14 protein-coding genes are annotated in these 15,696 nt (G+C 60.3%); 12 read left to right on the forward strand and 2 right to left on the reverse strand.

Annotated elements, in window-relative coordinates; translation table 11 throughout:
- The first annotated feature begins 144 nt into the window (after positions 1 to 144).
- From AB4Z13_RS23510 to AB4Z13_RS23555, 10 genes are all read left to right on the forward strand, one after another.
- On the forward strand, positions 145 to 1,056 hold the full coding sequence (locus AB4Z13_RS23510) for a glycosyltransferase (protein ID WP_037104230.1): 912 nt from the start codon (positions 145 to 147) through the stop codon (positions 1,054 to 1,056).
- 69 nt (positions 1,057 to 1,125) lie between these two features.
- Positions 1,126 to 2,229 (forward strand): glycosyltransferase family 2 protein, encoded by a 1,104-nt coding sequence (locus tag AB4Z13_RS23515; protein ID WP_113322678.1) that lies wholly within the window; start codon positions 1,126 to 1,128, stop codon positions 2,227 to 2,229.
- 161 nt (positions 2,230 to 2,390) lie between these two features.
- Positions 2,391 to 3,605, forward strand: a complete 1,215-nt coding sequence (locus AB4Z13_RS23520) for an alpha/beta hydrolase (RefSeq protein ID WP_113322679.1) — start codon at positions 2,391 to 2,393, stop codon at positions 3,603 to 3,605.
- 186 nt (positions 3,606 to 3,791) lie between these two features.
- Positions 3,792 to 5,417 carry an arylsulfatase gene (locus tag AB4Z13_RS23525; RefSeq protein WP_113322681.1) on the forward strand — a complete coding sequence of 542 codons (1,626 nt, stop codon included), beginning with the start codon at positions 3,792 to 3,794 and terminating at the stop codon, positions 5,415 to 5,417.
- Positions 5,418 to 5,489: 72 nt separating this feature from the next.
- Positions 5,490 to 6,467 carry an AAA family ATPase gene (locus tag AB4Z13_RS23530; RefSeq protein WP_113322683.1) on the forward strand — a complete coding sequence of 326 codons (978 nt, stop codon included), beginning with the start codon at positions 5,490 to 5,492 and terminating at the stop codon, positions 6,465 to 6,467.
- On the forward strand, positions 6,464 to 7,417 hold the full coding sequence (locus AB4Z13_RS23535; protein ID WP_113322685.1) for a DUF58 domain-containing protein: 954 nt from the start codon (positions 6,464 to 6,466) through the stop codon (positions 7,415 to 7,417). The genes AB4Z13_RS23530 and AB4Z13_RS23535 overlap by 4 nt, the downstream gene beginning before the upstream one ends.
- Positions 7,417 to 7,929: a DUF4381 domain-containing protein gene (locus tag AB4Z13_RS23540; protein WP_113322686.1), complete on the forward strand. Its 513-nt coding sequence runs from the start codon at positions 7,417 to 7,419 to the stop codon at positions 7,927 to 7,929. The genes AB4Z13_RS23535 and AB4Z13_RS23540 overlap by 1 nt, the downstream gene beginning before the upstream one ends.
- Complete coding sequence (locus AB4Z13_RS23545; protein WP_113322688.1) at positions 7,916 to 8,905, forward strand: vWA domain-containing protein; 990 nt, start codon at positions 7,916 to 7,918, stop codon at positions 8,903 to 8,905. Before AB4Z13_RS23540 ends, AB4Z13_RS23545 begins: the two co-directional genes overlap by 14 nt.
- Positions 8,902 to 10,458, forward strand: coding sequence for a VWA domain-containing protein (locus AB4Z13_RS23550; RefSeq protein ID WP_442206925.1), 1,557 nt, complete (start codon positions 8,902 to 8,904; stop codon positions 10,456 to 10,458). The genes AB4Z13_RS23545 and AB4Z13_RS23550 overlap by 4 nt, the downstream gene beginning before the upstream one ends.
- The gene (locus tag AB4Z13_RS23555; protein ID WP_113322691.1) at positions 10,455 to 11,753 is read left to right on the forward strand and encodes a BatD family protein; all 1,299 of its coding nucleotides are present in this window, start codon (positions 10,455 to 10,457) and stop codon (positions 11,751 to 11,753) included. The genes AB4Z13_RS23550 and AB4Z13_RS23555 overlap by 4 nt, the downstream gene beginning before the upstream one ends.
- Before the next feature lie 15 nt (positions 11,754 to 11,768).
- Here the strand turns inward: AB4Z13_RS23555 and AB4Z13_RS23560 are convergent, their stop codons facing one another.
- Positions 11,769 to 12,524: a transporter gene (locus AB4Z13_RS23560; protein ID WP_405049746.1), complete on the reverse strand. Its 756-nt coding sequence runs from the start codon at positions 12,522 to 12,524 to the stop codon at positions 11,769 to 11,771.
- Between the two features lie 231 nt (positions 12,525 to 12,755).
- Between AB4Z13_RS23560 and AB4Z13_RS23565 the strand changes: the two genes are divergently transcribed.
- On the forward strand, positions 12,756 to 13,760 hold the full coding sequence (locus tag AB4Z13_RS23565; RefSeq protein ID WP_113322695.1) for a formylglycine-generating enzyme family protein: 1,005 nt from the start codon (positions 12,756 to 12,758) through the stop codon (positions 13,758 to 13,760).
- Entirely contained in the window at positions 13,735 to 14,751 is a 1,017-nt protein-coding gene (locus AB4Z13_RS23570) for an HAD family hydrolase (protein ID WP_113322697.1), read from the forward strand. The genes AB4Z13_RS23565 and AB4Z13_RS23570 overlap by 26 nt, the downstream gene beginning before the upstream one ends.
- Before the next feature lie 45 nt (positions 14,752 to 14,796).
- Here the strand turns inward: AB4Z13_RS23570 and AB4Z13_RS23575 are convergent, their stop codons facing one another.
- On the reverse strand, positions 14,797 to 15,579 hold the full coding sequence (locus AB4Z13_RS23575; RefSeq protein WP_113322699.1) for a DUF481 domain-containing protein: 783 nt from the start codon (positions 15,577 to 15,579) through the stop codon (positions 14,797 to 14,799).
- Positions 15,580 to 15,696 lie beyond the last annotated feature (117 nt).

Here is a 15,696-nt window from a genome sequence, read left to right on the forward strand (position 1 = left end):
ACGCCGACGAGGCACGATTGGCTCCCGACCGGATGAGAAATTACTCGCTTGTGACAAGTACAGGGCAGCAACTCGACAAAGAGAAATTTTTTACAGACTCAATAAAGACACTTGCCGACGAAAAACTACGAGAAGGATTGTACCATGAGTAATCAGTGCGTGGCCTACGTTACGGATGTCGAATATTCCTTTCCGACTATTCTCTCGGCGCTCCAGGCCCGAAAATTTGCAAATCCTGAGACGGATGTCTGTGTTCTTATGTCGGAACATCTGGACAATTTTGAGGAGCTGAAGAGCCTGCTGGCGTTGAGCGGCGTCAAGCTGATGGATGCGACGGAAGCACTGCACCAATCCCTCGGCAAGCTCGATGGTTCGCATTTCATGGGCCGTATCAGCGTCAGCACCATGGCCAAACTCGTACTCGCCCAGATCCTGCCTGAGAATTATACCCAGATCATCTATCTGGATGGCGACACGCAGATCGTCAGCAGCCTTGCCGATCTCGAAAATGCGTTCGCGCCGCCTGGAAAGTTCTTCGCGGCCCGCGATTACACCTCTATCAATGGCTTGCTGCAAAACGGCAAGGACAGCAGTTACTTCAATGCCGGCGTTCTGAAATTCCACCGCGACGGCTGGATCGGGCCGGAAGCGCTGCAACTCTTTGCCACGAACCCGGAAGCATGCGACGGCAAGCATGATCAGGGCGCGTTGAACTATGTTTGTGGCTCCTCGCTCATCCTGGTGTCGAACCGCTGGAACTTCCCCAAGCAGTTCCTGCATCTGGTGGACATGTCCTCGCTCGCCATCGTCCACTACATGGCGCACCCCAAGCCCTGGCACGGCACGTTCTTCCCGTGGAGCGATACCGAAAGCCAAGTCTATATCGATCTGCGCAAGACACACCCAGCCTATAACGCGCTCTACCGGGGCATCAGCTTCGACCGCAAGGTGGTCTACAAATATCGTTCGATGCGCGAGCGCGTGAGACATGCCCTCCAGAATGAGATGCCCAATCCGCGCGTCCAGACCCTGCTCGCCGGCGACTATGTCGTCTGACGAAAAGTCGGCCCGATCCCTGCAGGCAGAGCCGGTCTTTAAAGCCGGCACCAGTGTTCAGGAGCAGAAATGAGTGCTTTGACGACCAGCATCTCGCACTACGCCAAGGCCCGGCTGCGCCGTTCGCTGAAGGCCGACCAGGTCGGCTATGCCGGGCTGCGCGACAGCCTGAAGCAGGCACGTCACGTGCTGATCTGCGTGATCCGCGACGAAGGACACCGGATGGAGTTCTTCCTGCAATATTATCGCGATCTCGGTGTCGAGCACTTCATTTGCATCGACAACGGTTCGAGCGACGGCACGGCCGAGCTCCTGTCCGGCATGCAGGATGTCTCGCTGTTGTCAGCCACCGGTTCCTACAAGGCAGCGCGCTTCGGCAATGACTGGATCAACGCGGTCATGAACCGCCATTGCCAGGAAAAATGGGTTCTCTATGTCGATGCGGATGAGTTTCTCGTCTATCCGCATTGCGATACGCGTTCGATCAGCCAGTTGACCGCCTATATGGAATCCGTCGGTGCCCGCTCGCTGCGCTCGGTCATGATCGACATGTACAGCCGCAATCCGGTCAGCGAAAACATCTGCGAGCCCGGCCGCAATCCGCTCGAGGTCTGCAGCCTCTTCGACCGATCAGGCTATGAATCGCATTTCGACAGGAACAGCCGCACCATCTGGATCAAGGGCGGTGTACGCGGTCGTGTCTATTTTCGCGGCCGCATCTGGGATGGCCCAGCGCTCAACAAGATCCCACTGATCTACGTATCCGGTGAACGCCTCTATCTCAAATCCTCGCACCAGGTCTGGCCGCTCGCCCTGAACCTTGGCGAAATGCGCGGCGCCGTCGGCATCACAAGCGCCCTCCTGCACTTCAAGTTCCTGTCGAGCTTCCTCAACAAGGTCGCCGATCCCGCCAACCGCTCGGAGCATACTGCCGAGTACACGATGTACTCTTCCCCCGAAGATGCTCGCAACTTCGTCTACACGGGCACCAGCACCTATCACCACTGGAAGGATCTCTCCGGCAGCGGTCTTATACAGGGCGAAGGTTGGGAACTCTGGCGCAGCGCGTCCGACAGCGACCTGCGGCAGCAGAGTCTGCTTTCACAGGAAAAAGCAGGTACCCCGGCACAGGGAGACACAGTCATCGTGGGCGAAGCGCAAGCTTCCCGTTGAATTCGTACATTCAGATGGCGTATCGGCCGGCCCTTCACTTCGGGTCGCTGCTGCCGAGGCTACCTTAGACATCCGTATTAACACCCGCATTTACGGTAACTTACTTCCATCCGCGCTGCAGCGCGGCCTAGAGTGCCGGACTGTTGAACCAGGAAGTGATCATGCTGCGACGCATTCTCCTCGCCGCACTTTCCGTGCTGGCAGGCTGCGGCCATCCGACCGGGGTGATGACCCCTGTCGCCCTCACGGCCAATACTCCGAAAACCTCGCAGGTCGAGATGCTGGTGGCGACCACTCGTCAGCCTTCCGCAAATCCTGCGACGCTTTTCAATGGGGAACGCAGTCCGAAGCCCTACCTGACGGATATCGCAATTTCCATTCCGCCGAAGCGCGCGGCTGGCACCGTACAGTGGCCCGAAAAGCTGCCGCCAAACCCGGCGACCGATTTCGCCGTCACGCGGGTCGAGCAGCTCGAGACGCGGGCGGAAGGGCGTGCGTGGTTCCAACAGCATCTCGTTGATGGCCACGCACTCGTTTTCATACACGGGTTCAACAATACCTATGAGGATTCCGTCTTCCGCCTCGCCCAGATCGTCCACGACAGCGGCATGAAGGCGACGCCGGTCCTTTTCACCTGGCCTTCGCGTGCAAAGCTGACGGCCTATGAATATGACAAGGAGAGCACGAACTATTCGCGCACGGCACTCGAACAGGCGCTGCGAATCCTCGCGCAGGATCCGAGCGTCAAGGATATCACTATCCTTGCCCATTCCATGGGAACCTGGCTCGCCATGGAATCGCTGCGCCAGATGGGCATCCGTGACGGGCATGTGAACACCAAGATCCGCGATGTCATTCTTGCCTCGCCCGATATCGATATACAGGTTTTCGCCAAGCAGTTCGTGGAAATGGGTACGCCCCATCCGAAATTCACGATCTTCGTTTCGCAGGACGATCGGGCTTTGGCAGTTTCGAGCTTAATCACCGGAAAAGTCTCGCGGCTGGGCGCCATCGACCCGTCCAAGGAACCCTATCGCAGCAGGCTGGAGGAGGCCGGCATTACGGCCATCGATCTGACAAAGGTCGATACCGGTGACAAGCTCAATCACGGCAAATTTGCCGAAAGCCCTGAAATCGTCCAGTTGATCGGCCAGCGGCTGATGACTGGCCAGCCCCTGACGGACTCCAACATCACCCTCGGCGAGGGCGTTGCCGCCGTCGTAGGAGGCACGGTGCAAACAGTGGGTAAGGTCGCAGGCACGGCAGTCGCAGCACCGCTGACGATCATCGGACAGCCTCTGCCGGCCGCTGCAAAACCAGTCGAAGTCGAAGATACACTTCGCGCCGACCCGCAATCGAAGCCGCTGACGCAGTAACGAGCGCGATTTACGTGGGCGGTTACGTCTCGCAACACCGGCATTTACGGTAACGTACTTCCGCAAACGACCTCAAAGTAGAAGTCTCTCCCGGTCGAATGGCGACGATCCAGTTCCGGCGGGGTCATCCCTGCCCGACACCAAGGAGAGCGGAATGTTGAACGACCTTGCGAAGGGGAGGACGTGATGGCCACGACACTCTCCGGGAGACTTCTTTCGGCAACGGCAGCGGTCGCTATGAGCCTCGCCGCTGCACCCTTCGTTTCGATCGCCTACGCTCAGGAGGCGGCTCCTGCCGCAACGGCAGCGCCGGCGACGCCCGACAAGCCTAATATCCTCGTCATCTTCGGTGATGATGTCGGCCAGACGAATATCAGCGCCTATTCCTTCGGCGTCATGGGCTACCGCACGCCCAACATCGATCGCATCGCCAAGGAAGGCCTGATGTTCACGGATTATTATGCCGAGAACAGCTGCACGGCGGGCCGCTCCACGTTCATAACCGGCCAGGTCTGCCTGCGCACCGGTCTCTGCAAGGTCGGCATTCCCGGCGCAACCGTCGGCCTGCAGCCGCGTGACATCACCATTGCCCAGGCCCTCAAACCGCTCGGTTATTCAACGGGGCAGTTTGGCAAGAACCACCTTGGCGACCGCGACGAATTCCTGCCGACCAAGCATGGTTTCGATGAGTTCTACGGCAACCTCTATCACCTGAATGCCGAAGAGGAGCCGGAACGTCCCTATTATCCGAAGGACGATGAGGCCTTCGTGCGCGCGAACTCACCGCGCGGCGTGCTGAAGGCAACGGCAGACGGAAAGATCGAGGATACCGGTGCGCTTAACACCAAGCGCATGGAAACCATCGACGATGAGACGACCGCCGCGGCGATCGATTTCATGGACAGGCAGGTCAAGGCGGGCAAACCCTTCTTCACCTGGATGAACACGACCCGCATGCATGCCTTCACGCACGTGCGCGCGTCGATGCAGGGCCAGAGCGGCATGCCCGGCAACGAATATGCCGATGGCATGATCGAGCATGACGGCGACGTCGGCAAACTCTTGAAAGCCCTCGATGATCTCGGCATCGCCGACAATACGATCGTCGTCTACACGACCGATAACGGGCCGAACCAATGGTCCTGGCCGGATGCCGCTACCACGGCGTTCCGCAGCGAGAAGGATACCAACTGGGAAGGCGCGTTCCGCGTTCCCGCCCTGGTGCGCTGGCCGGGCCATATCAAGGCCGGCGAGGTCTCCAACCAGATGATATCCGGCCTCGACTGGTTCCCGACGCTGCTTGCCGCGGCCGGCGACCCGGACATCAAGGACAAGCTGGTAAAAGGCACGACGATCGGCGGCAACCAATTCAAGGTCCATCTCGACGGCTATAACCAGCTTCCCTATCTCACGGACCAGCAAGAGAAATCGAACCGTCAGGACTTCTACTACTTCAACGACGACGGACAGCTCGTCGCCTATCGCTACAACAACTGGAAGATCGTCTTCTGCGAACAGAGGGAGCCGGGTGGCTTCGTGGTATGGGCCAATCCCTTCGTATGCCTGCGCGCACCGAAGGTCTTCAATCTGCGGATGGACCCGTACGAGCGAGCCGATGTCGTCTCCGACCAGTATTACGACTGGCTGGCGAAGAATGCTTATCTCATCCAGTACGGCGTCTGGCGTGTTGCGCCATTCCTCCAGACCTTCCGCGAATTCCCGCCAAGCCAACGTTCGGCGAGCTTCAGCGTCGACCAGATGGTTGAGGCGCTGATGCGATCGCTCGAGCAGAGCCCAGCTGGCGCCCAATAGCATCGCCTGGCGAAAGACCGCAGGCGTGGCAAATTCTATCGCGCCTGCAATTCGAACTCACGCGGAGCGCATATGACAGCACGTGACGACATCCTGGATCTCGGCAAGCGTATCAGCCAATCGATCATCGGACAGGAGACGATGGTCGAACGGCTGCTGCTCGGCCTGCTCGCCAATGGCCATCTGCTGGTCGAGGGCCTGCCAGGCCTTGCCAAGACGAGAGCGATCAAGAGCCTGGCGAAGAACCTCGATTCAGAGCTTTCCCGTGTCCAGTTCACGCCGGACCTGCTGCCTGCCGATATCACCGGATCGGAGATCTATTTCTCCGAAGGCGGCAAGGGTGAGTTCAAGTTTCAAGAGGGGCCGATCTTCGCCAATCTCATCCTTGCCGACGAGATCAACCGCGCACCGGCCAAGGTACAATCGGCCCTGCTGGAGGCGATGGAAGAGCGGCAGGTTACCGTCGGCGGTAAGAGCTATCCGTTGCCTGATCTCTTCATGGTCATGGCGACACAGAACCCGATCGAGCAGGAAGGCACCTATCCCCTGCCCGAGGCGCAGCTCGATCGCTTCCTCATGCATGTCGAGGTCACCTATCCTGACGGGGCATCCGAAGCCGCGATCATGCGGCTCAACCGAGACGAGGAGAACGCTGCCCACACTAAAGGTTCCGCGCCGGCCACGGAGCGCCTGAACCCGCAGGCGGTCTTCGATGCCCGCAAGGAAATCGGCGCGGTGACGGTCTCCGAACCGGTCGAGAAATACATGGTCGCCCTCGTCCTAGCCACGCGCTATCCCGACCGATACGACAAGGACCTGGCAAAACTCCTGCAGGTCGGCGTCAGCCCGCGCGGCGTCATCGGCCTCGACAAGGTTTCACGCGCCTACGCATGGCTGAAAGGCCGCGATTACGTGACCCCCGACGATGTGAAGGCCATCGTCAACGATGTCTTTCGCCATCGCCTTATCCTGTCCTACGAGGCACACGCCGCCAATACCACCGCCGATCAGGTGATCGACCGCATCACTGAGCTGGTTGCGGTCTCATGAGTGGCGCGGCCCTGAGCAGCGATGGCGTCTACGTCACGACGGAACAGCTCGTCGCTCTCGAGGGCCGCGCCCGCAACCTGACCTTCGTCCAGAAAGCGAGAAGCCACCAGCAGCTCGCGGGGCGCATGCAATCGGCGCTGCGCGGCCGCGGCCTGATCTTCGAGGAATTGCGCGATTACCTGCCGGGCGACGATATCCGTTCCATCGATTGGCGGGTGACGGCGCGTACGAGCAGGCCGGTCGTCCGCATCTATGGTGAGGAGAAGGAGCGGCCGGCCATCCTGGTGGTCGATCAGCGGATCAACATGTTCTTCGGCAGCCGCCGCGTCATGAAATCCGTCACCGCCGCCGAGGCCGCCATGCTCTGCGCCTGGCGCATTCTTGGATCGAGCGACCGGGTGGGCGGCTTCATCTTTGGCGATGGCGATATAGAGGAGGTGAAGCCACATCGCAGCCGCAATGCCGTCATCGCGCTTGCCGACAAGATTGCCGCCAAGAACAAGGCGCTGAACGCCGGCTTTGCGGGCGTGCCCTCTCCGGCCTCGCTGGATGAAGTGCTGCAGCGCGTAGCGGGTATCGCCCATCACGATCATCTCATCGTCATCATCAGCGATTTCGGCGGGCACGGCGTGACGACGCGCGATCTGCTGCTGGCACTCTCGGCTCGCAACGACGTGATCTGTCTGCTGATCTACGATCCCTTTCTCCTGGAGCTTCCCAAATCCGCCGATATCGTCGTCAGCGGCGGAGGGTTGCAGGCGGAACTGTCGCTCAGCCAGGCCGGCGTGCGCAAATCCATCGACACCTTCGCCCGCAATCGCGGCCGCGAATTGCGGGCATGGCAACGCGAACTTGGCCTGCCCATGCTGCCCGTCTCCACTGCCGAGGAGACGGCGCCGCAGCTTCGCCGCCTGCTCGAGCAATCCGCCTGGCGGCAGCGGAGGCGCTGATGGAGCCGAAAATCCAGCTCGATCCGATGACCGAAACGGCACTCCGCTCTTTACACGACATTGCGGTTCCGCCGCCTGTCTCCTGGCTGCCTCAGACCTGGGGCTGGGCTGCACTTGCTGTCTTGCTCGGCATTGCAGTGCTGGCGGCCCTCCTTGTCTGGCTCAGGCGATATCGCCGCAATGCCTACCGGCGGGAAGCTCTGCGATTGCTTGATGGCATCGAAGCCGACATTCGCAGTCCGGCGAGCCGGGAAAAGGGTGTCCACGAACTGTCGGAACTCTTGAAGCGCACGGCACTCGCGGCATGGCCAAGGAGTGATGTCGCAGCCCTCACCGGTCAGGCGTGGCTGCAGTGCATGGACAGCCGCGGAGCGTACAAGGCGCTGACCCGCCTGCTCGATGATCTCGAGTATCGCGACAGTGCAGCCATCGCCGCTCTTCCCCCTGATAGCGCCAATGAGCTCATACTCAATTCGAGACGGTGGATCAGGAGGCACCATGTATCAGCTTGAGCATCCATGGCTGCTTCTGCTGCTTCCGCTTCCCCTGCTGATCTGGTGGTTGCTGCCACCGCACCGGGAGACATCGGCATCGATCCGTCTGCCGTTTTTCGATCAGGTAACACGCGCCGCCGGCGTACAGCCGACAGAGGGTTCCGTCGTGCCGAAGCGAACATGGCACCAGACGATCGTCGAGGGCCTCGCCTGGTGCCTTGTCGTGCTGGCGCTCGCCCGGCCACAATTCGTCGAGCCACCGCTCGAAAAGGTAGAGCCGCAGCGCGATATCCTCTTGGCGCTCGACCTCTCGCAATCGATGGAGACACGTGATTTCCCGGTACCCGACGGCAGTCTGGGAGCGCGCGTCGACGCCGTACGAACCGTGGTCGCCGATTTCGTCACGAAACGACCGAACGACCGGCTAGGCCTGATCGCTTTCGGCGATGCGCCCTACCCGCTTGCGCCCTTCACCATGGACCATGATCTCGTACGGATGATGATCAACGGATTGCTGCCCGGCATTGCCGGCCCGCGCACATCGCTTGGGGATTCGATCGGCCTCGCGCTCAGAATGTTCGAAAAGACCACAGTCCCGGAAAAAGTCCTGATTCTGCTGACCGACGGCAATGATACGGCAAGCAAGATGCCGCCGCTGAAGGCGGCAGAGATCGCCGGCAGGAATAACATCATCATCCATGCGATCGGCATCGGTGATCCCGCCGCGACAGGCGAGGACAAGCTGGATACGGGCACATTGCAGAAGATCGCCGCAGATACCGGCGGGCGTTATTTCTTCGGCGGCGACCAGAACCAGCTCGAGGCAATATATGACGTTCTCGACCAGATCACGCCGGATGAACAGAAGGTACTGTCCTGGCGCCCGCGTATCGAACTGTTTCATTGGCCGCTTGGCGCCGCGATCGTCATTCTCGCCCTCTATCACCTCTTTGCAGGCTCTTACGGCCTGATCCGCAGGAGGGCCGCGGCGTGATTACGGATCTGCATTTCCTGCGGCCGTGGTGGTTGCTGGCCCTGTTCGTTCCACCCCTCATCCTCTGGCTGGCAGCGCGCTCAGACGATATTCGCGACCGTTGGAAGAGCATGATCGCGCCGCATCTGCTCGACAAGCTGATCGTCGAGCCCATCGGTCGTGGCCGGATCAATCCGTCTTGGCTGCTCGCCGGTCTGATGGCCTTGGGCACGATCGCCGCAGCAGGTCCGACGTGGCAGCGCGAGGCCCCGCCCTTTGTCGAGGATACAGCGCCTCTTGTCATCGCCGTCGATCTTTCGCCGACCATGGACGCGATCGATATCAGCCCCAGCCGCATCGAACGTGCAAAGCTCAAGATCCACGATATCCTTGCCGCGCGACCCGGGGCGAAAACCGCAGTCGTCGCCTATGCCGGCAGCGCCCACCTCGTAGTACCGCTGACAGAAGATGCCTCCTTGATCGAGAGCTACTCGGATGCCTTGGCGACGCGGATCATGCCCAAGCCCGGCAAGGACACGTCAGCTGCGCTTTCGCTGTCGAACAACCTTTTCAAGACCGAGGGCACGGCTGGCACGATCCTGTTTCTGACCGATGGTATCGAACCGGCGGCACTGGATGCACTGAAGGCCGCAAATGCCAATAGCGTCGTCATTCTCGGCATAGGAACTGCCGAGGGCGGTCCGGTCAAGACGGCCGACGGCAGCTTTCTGACAGGTGCGGGCGGCGGGCGCCTCCTGCCCAAACTCGATATCGAGGCCCTGAAGCAGGTACAGTCGGCGACGGGGGCAGATGTCGCTACTATCACGGATGACGATACGGACGTGCGCTGGATCAGCCAGCGCATCAGCACGAATTTTTCCGATGCGCAGGCTTCCGAAGGCAATCGCTGGCGGGATGCCGGCTGGTGGTTGGTTGGTCCGGTCGCCTTGTTGCTCGCCTTCTCCTTCCGGCGCGGCTGGGTGGTCAGGGTCGGCGCTCTGTTCCTCGCTATCCGATTACTGACGCCGTCTCCGGCGGAGGCGGCTGACTTCATGGATCTGTGGCTGACGCCGAACCAGCAGGGGCGACTGGCTTTCGAACAGGACGATTTCGAGAGGGCTGCCGGCCATCTCAGGGATCCCATGTGGAAAGGCGTCGCGCTTTACCGGGCTGGCCATTTTCAGGATGCGCTCGACGCCTTCGCAGCCATCGATACGGCCGAGAGCTGGTACAATCAGGGAAATACACTCCTGCATCTCGGCAAATTCGAAGAGGCCGTCGCGGCTTACCAGAAGGCGATCGAAAAACAGAAGGACTGGCCGGACGCTGAGGCCGATCTCGTCATCGCAGAAAGGCTACTAAAGGCCCAACAGGAGAAGGAAGAAGAGCAGCCGCAGGAGCCGAACGAGAAGCCCGACAGCGTCCAGTTCGACGACAAGGGAAAAAAAGGCAAGGAAGGGCAGATCAGCATCGCCGAACAGACCTCGGAGATGTGGATGAAGAACATTCAGACGAGCCCGGCCGACCTGATGGCGCGCAAGTTCGCAATGGAAGCGCAGGAGCAAAAGCAATGATGCGCTTTGGCCTGTTGTTTTGGCTGGTGATATCGGGGAGTGCGCTCGCCGCCGAACCGTTTGCGCGGGCGGCGATCGAAGGCAGCGGCGAGATCGTGCCGGGGCAGCAGATGCGCCTGACGGTCGATGTCTTCGTACCCGACTTCTTCACCTCGCCGCCGCAGTTTCCCCTATTCGATGTTCCGAACGCAATGGTCACCCTGCCGGAGGAGCGCAGCTTCAACCTGACGCAGACCATCGACGGCGTGCAATATTCCGGCATCCGCCGCAGTTATGCGATCGTGCCGGAAGTATCCGGCCTCTTTACCGTGCCGGATATCCCGATCGAGCTTGGCTATGCCGTGGAAGGAAAGCCGACAAAGGCAACCGTCACCATCCCGGGTATTTCTTTCACGGTCGGTGGCGACTCCCTCCCGGACCAGCCGGTATTTGCGGCGCATGGTTTGACGATCGAACAATCCTTCGATCGTGATCCGTCCAGGCTGAAGGCAGGCGATGCGCTTTCGCGGACCATCACCGTCACGGCTCTGGACACACAGGCCATGATGATGCCGCCGGTGGACATCGGCAACGCATCCGGGCTGCAGCAATATGTGAAGCCGCCTAAGATAGAAGACGGCATAGATATGAACAGGGAAACGGCCAGCAGACACACCGAAACCATTGTCTATACCACCGCCACCGCCGGAACATTCGACATACCCGCGGTTTCCTACCCGTGGTTCGATGTCGACAGCAAAACGCAGAAAACCGCGACACTTCCCGATGTGAAAGTCACGGTCGGCGCTGCAGCGGTCAAAGAGGCGATCGCTCCACAGCTTTCACAGGAAGAGAACCCCTGGTCGCGCCCGCGCAGCATCTGGCTCATTGCCGCAATCGCCGTCGCATTGGCGGCTGCCGTCCTCATTGTCCGCTGGCTCGCACCCAGTTTCGCCGCATGGCGCTCGAAACATCGGGATCTCAGAGACGGTTCCCGCTCCCATCACCTTCGCCAAATAACGCAGACCATCAGGACCGGCAGCGAAACCGCAATCTATGCGGCCCTGCAGGCCTGGGCCTCGGAAGTCGGGTACCGAACTATCGCCGATTGGCTGGCAAGAGAGGGCTCTGCCGACCTCAAGCAGCAGATCGAACTTCTGGAACGCAGGCTTTTTGCGGCACAAGTGGGTACGGATATCGACAGGACCGCAATCGCCAATGCCCTTGTCCTGCACGGTGCTGTGAGCGACGAGAAAAAACGATCGGCGCTGCCGCCGCTCAACCCGATCACGGCCGATGAAAGATCGCCAGCCTGACGGCCCACCCGGTTTCTATTTCGGAAACAGGAATGTCATGCCGACGCGAAAGGCCCAGCCTTCGGCCCCATTGTCGGGCGCATCCGCCCAGTAGCGAACGCCGGCGGACAGGCTGACTGGCTGCTGGCCGAATTTCAGAAGCTTCGAAGCCTGCAGATTGATCGGTACGGACCACTGGTTGGCTTCCCAGTCATAGGTGCTCTCGGTGTTGAGCGTGAAGGTCCAGGCATCCTTTGTCGTGTATGAGAGGAAGGGCTGCAGGAAGGTCGAGCTCACATCCGCCCTGTCGCTCTGTCCCGCGAAGGACCAGATATGGTTGGCGAGAATGCCATAAGTCCAGGGACCGTCCTGTTTCAACAGCACCGCGGTCGGACCCGCGCCCCATTTCCCGGCCCCCAGCAATTCGTCCGTCGCTGTCGGAATGAGAAAGACCGGGCCAACACCCCAGATGAGTCCACCCGGTCCGGGCTGCTTGGGAGAGAAGAAGAAGCTCTGCGTGATATCGCCGATACCGAACTGATGCCCGGAGGAGCCAGCAATATCGTCCTGCCATATGACAGGCAGAATGGTGCGCGAAATGATGTTCCAGTCCTCATTGATGGAAAACGGAATGACCGGCTGAATATTCAGCGTCTCGCGATTGCCGTCTTCCGGGCCGAAACCGCGGTCATAGTTGAACTGGAAGGGGACGCTGATCAGCGAAGCGACCGGATTGGTGAGCTTCTTGGCAAGATCGCTGTCGGACTCCTGCGCCGCAGCCGAGCCGATCATGCCGAACAGCCCGTGCAAAAGCGCCAGCAGGCAAGACGCCAACCTGATCCGGCTCATAATATCCCTCCGATACCCATGCGGCACGAGAAGACACAGGCTCACCCTCGCAAACAAGTACGTTACCGTAAATTTACGCCAGCCATTACCTCGCGCGCGAGCGCGTTTACGGTAACGTACTTCCGTCTCCCCCGCTTAAGCGCGAAACTTCAAGCTCAGACTCCGGAGGTGACGATGGCGTTGGCATTCGACGATGGGCAGGCTTCGGGAGCGACACCCGAAGGCATGGTCTGGATTCCCGGCCGGACCTTCACGATGGGTTCGAACGACCACTACCCGGAGGAAGCGCCCGCACATCCCGTGAAGGTCAATGGCTTCTGGATCGACGAAATCCCGGTCACGAACCGCAGGTTCACGGAGTTCGTCAAGGCGACCGGCTATATCACCTTCGCCGAAAAGACGCCCGAGGCAAGGGACTACCCCGGCGCCAGGCCAGAGATGCTGCGCGCCGGATCGCTTGTCTTTTTCCAGCCGAAGACGGTCAGTGGGTCTGATATCACCCAGTGGTGGACCTTCAAGTTCGGTGCGAACTGGCGCAGGCCGCTCGGTGGCCTGAGCGACCTGCGCGGCAAGCTCGACCACCCCGTCGTTCATGTCGCCTGGTGCGATGCCAAGGCCTATGCGGACTGGGCAGGCCTTGACCTGCCGAGTGAAGCGGAATGGGAGCTTGCAGCTCGCGGCGGCCTGGACGATACCGAATTCGCCTGGGGCAACGAGCTGATGCCCGGCGGCACCCCCATGGCCAACACCTGGCAGGGAACCTTCCCCGTGACATCCACGAAACCGAAAGGCCATGAGCGGACTTCGCCCGTTCGCAGCTTTCCGCCGAACGGCTACGGCCTCTACGACATGATCGGCAATGTCTGGGAATGGACCACCGACTACTGGTCCGACCGCCACACGGAACCCGCTGCAAAAGCCTGCTGCATTCCAAGCAATCCGCGCGGCGGCGGCGTGGAGGCGAGTTACGATCCCCGCCAACCCAGCATCCGCATTCCGCGCCGTGTGCTGAAGGGCGGCTCGCATCTTTGTGCACCGAATTACTGCCGTCGCTATCGCCCGGCCGCCCGCCATGCCGAGCCGGAGGATACATCGACGAGCCATCTCGGCTTCCGCTGCATCAAACGCGTTTCAGCGCCACCGGAGGACGTCCATGAGACGATCCACTCAAACCATTGACGCAAGCCTTGCCTCCCTCGTCGTCGCTCTCATCCTTCTGATCGCGGCAGCGTGGAACCCGGTCCTCGCGCAGGAGCCGCTGCCTTCGTGGAATGACACGTCCGCCAAGAGCCGCATCATGGATTTCGTCAAGGCAACCGTCACGGAGGGTGGTGAGCGTTATGTCGCGCCTTTGAACCGCATCGCCGTCTTCGACAATGACGGCACGCTTTGGTCCGAGCAGCCCTACTACGCGCAGCTCGGCTTTGTGCTCGACCGGGTCAAGACGCTCGCGCCACAGCATCCCGAATGGAAGACCAGAGAGCCCTTCAAGAGCGTTCTCGGCGGCGACCTGAAAGGCGTCGCAAGAGGTGGTGAAAAGGGCATGGTGGACCTCGTGATGGTGACGCATGCCAACACGACCACGGACGAATTCAACACGATCGTCACCGACTGGTTTGCGGCATCGAAACATCCGAAGACCGGCAAGCTCTATACCGAGATGACCTACCTGCCGATGCGCGAACTGCTGGACTATCTGCGCGCCAACAGCTTTCGCACCTATATCGTCTCGGGCGGCGGCGTGGAATTCATGCGTCCGGTGACGGAAAAGATCTACGGCATCCCGCCCGAACAGGTCGTCGGCAGTACGATTGCCACCGAATATGATCTGGTCGGCGACGTTCCGGTCCTCAGACGCCTGCCGAAGATCGACTTTGTCGACGATGGTCCAGGCAAGCCGGTGGGCATCAACAAGTTCATTGGCCTCAGGCCGATCTTCGTCGCCGGCAATTCGGATGGCGACTACGAGATGATGCGCTGGACGACGGCGGGCAAGGGTCCGGGCTTCGCCATGCTGGTCCACCATACCGACGCCGCGCGGGAATACGCCTATGATAGGGATTCAGCCTTCGGGAAGCTGGATAAGGCACTCAACGAGGCCGAGCGTCGCAACTGGCTGGTGGTCGACATGAAGAACGACTGGAAAAAGATCTTCGCTTTCGATCAGTGAAAAAGCACTCGGTCGGGTGATTGCCGCGAGCGCCCTCGCGCAATCTCAGAAATGAAAGACGACGCCCAGGATCGGGCCATGCTCGACGATATCGTTGGTCAGGGTATCGTCACTATAGTTCACGCCGAGAGCACGATAGCCGGCAATGGCGGAAATGGTGTCATTCCATTTGTAGCCGATAGCCGCCATGACATCCCAGTCGAGATCGGCACCGCCGGCGCCGATCAGACCCCACCCGGTAAAATAGACCGAAGGCGTGATCGAATACATCCCCCTGACGCCGGCCATGGCATCGACCCAAGTGGCATCGTCAGTGCCTGACACGCCGCCCAGCGGGCCGCCGGAAAAGGAAATCGTCGTTTCGGTATACCAGATCTTCACGCCGCCGATCACATCGAGGCGGCCCTGGGGCTCGTCAATCACCGAGTAACCCGCACCGATCATCGCCGTGAAGGTTTCCGTTTTCAGGTCGACCTCGTCGGCGAATATGCCGCGCGGCGTGGCCGAGTCCGTCGTTATGCGGGCATAGATAATATCGGTCACGATGCTGAAACGGTCATAACGGGCATCGCCCGCTGCCATGAAGCCGAAATCGATATCCGAGAGAATGTCGCCGAAACTCTCGTCGACATGAACCTCCGGAAGGCCGAAAACGCCGGTGTCGCCCGTGATCCCGGCGGCCCAGAAATAGGGCGAGATCGAAAAGGTCCATTTGTCGGGATCATCCGGCAGCGGCTGCGGAGCGAGAACGGGAGCAATATCCGCAGCCTTCACGACTACGGGAGCGGCCAGAATGGCCGCGGAAAGCAATAGCATGGTGGTTCGCATCCAATATCCCTCTGCTGACCCACGAATTTAATCGCCCCTGTAGCGATAGGATACATCTCCGGCTCTACGCGGAAGTACGTTACGGTAAACCGCGCCGTAAATGCCGCTGTAAACGGG

Origin of the sequence: Rhizobium sp. YAF28 (genome assembly GCF_052113285.1) — a bacterium.
Classification (GTDB): Bacteria; Pseudomonadota; Alphaproteobacteria; order Rhizobiales; family Rhizobiaceae; genus Rhizobium.

Excerpts from the sequence above, each read along its gene's own strand:
- AB4Z13_RS23535 (WP_113322685.1), top strand. The coding sequence starts at position 6,464 with ATGAGTGGCGCGGCCCTGAGCAGCGATGGCGTCTACGTCACGACGGAA.
- AB4Z13_RS23555 (WP_113322691.1), top strand. The coding sequence starts at position 10,455 with ATGATGCGCTTTGGCCTGTTGTTTTGGCTGGTGATATCGGGGAGTGCG.
- AB4Z13_RS23515 (WP_113322678.1), top strand. The coding sequence starts at position 1,126 with ATGAGTGCTTTGACGACCAGCATCTCGCACTACGCCAAGGCCCGGCTG.
- AB4Z13_RS23510 (WP_037104230.1), top strand. The coding sequence starts at position 145 with ATGAGTAATCAGTGCGTGGCCTACGTTACGGATGTCGAATATTCCTTT.
- AB4Z13_RS23520 (WP_113322679.1), top strand. The coding sequence starts at position 2,391 with ATGCTGCGACGCATTCTCCTCGCCGCACTTTCCGTGCTGGCAGGCTGC.
- AB4Z13_RS23565 (WP_113322695.1), top strand. The coding sequence starts at position 12,756 with ATGGCGTTGGCATTCGACGATGGGCAGGCTTCGGGAGCGACACCCGAA.
- AB4Z13_RS23530 (WP_113322683.1), top strand. The coding sequence starts at position 5,490 with ATGACAGCACGTGACGACATCCTGGATCTCGGCAAGCGTATCAGCCAA.
- AB4Z13_RS23560 (WP_405049746.1), bottom strand. The coding sequence starts at position 12,524 with ATGATCGGCTCGGCTGCGGCGCAGGAGTCCGACAGCGATCTTGCCAAG.
- AB4Z13_RS23525 (WP_113322681.1), top strand. The coding sequence starts at position 3,792 with ATGGCCACGACACTCTCCGGGAGACTTCTTTCGGCAACGGCAGCGGTC.
- AB4Z13_RS23540 (WP_113322686.1), top strand. The coding sequence starts at position 7,417 with ATGGAGCCGAAAATCCAGCTCGATCCGATGACCGAAACGGCACTCCGC.
- AB4Z13_RS23570 (WP_113322697.1), top strand. The coding sequence starts at position 13,735 with ATGAGACGATCCACTCAAACCATTGACGCAAGCCTTGCCTCCCTCGTC.
- AB4Z13_RS23575 (WP_113322699.1), bottom strand. The coding sequence starts at position 15,579 with ATGCGAACCACCATGCTATTGCTTTCCGCGGCCATTCTGGCCGCTCCC.
- AB4Z13_RS23545 (WP_113322688.1), top strand. The coding sequence starts at position 7,916 with ATGTATCAGCTTGAGCATCCATGGCTGCTTCTGCTGCTTCCGCTTCCC.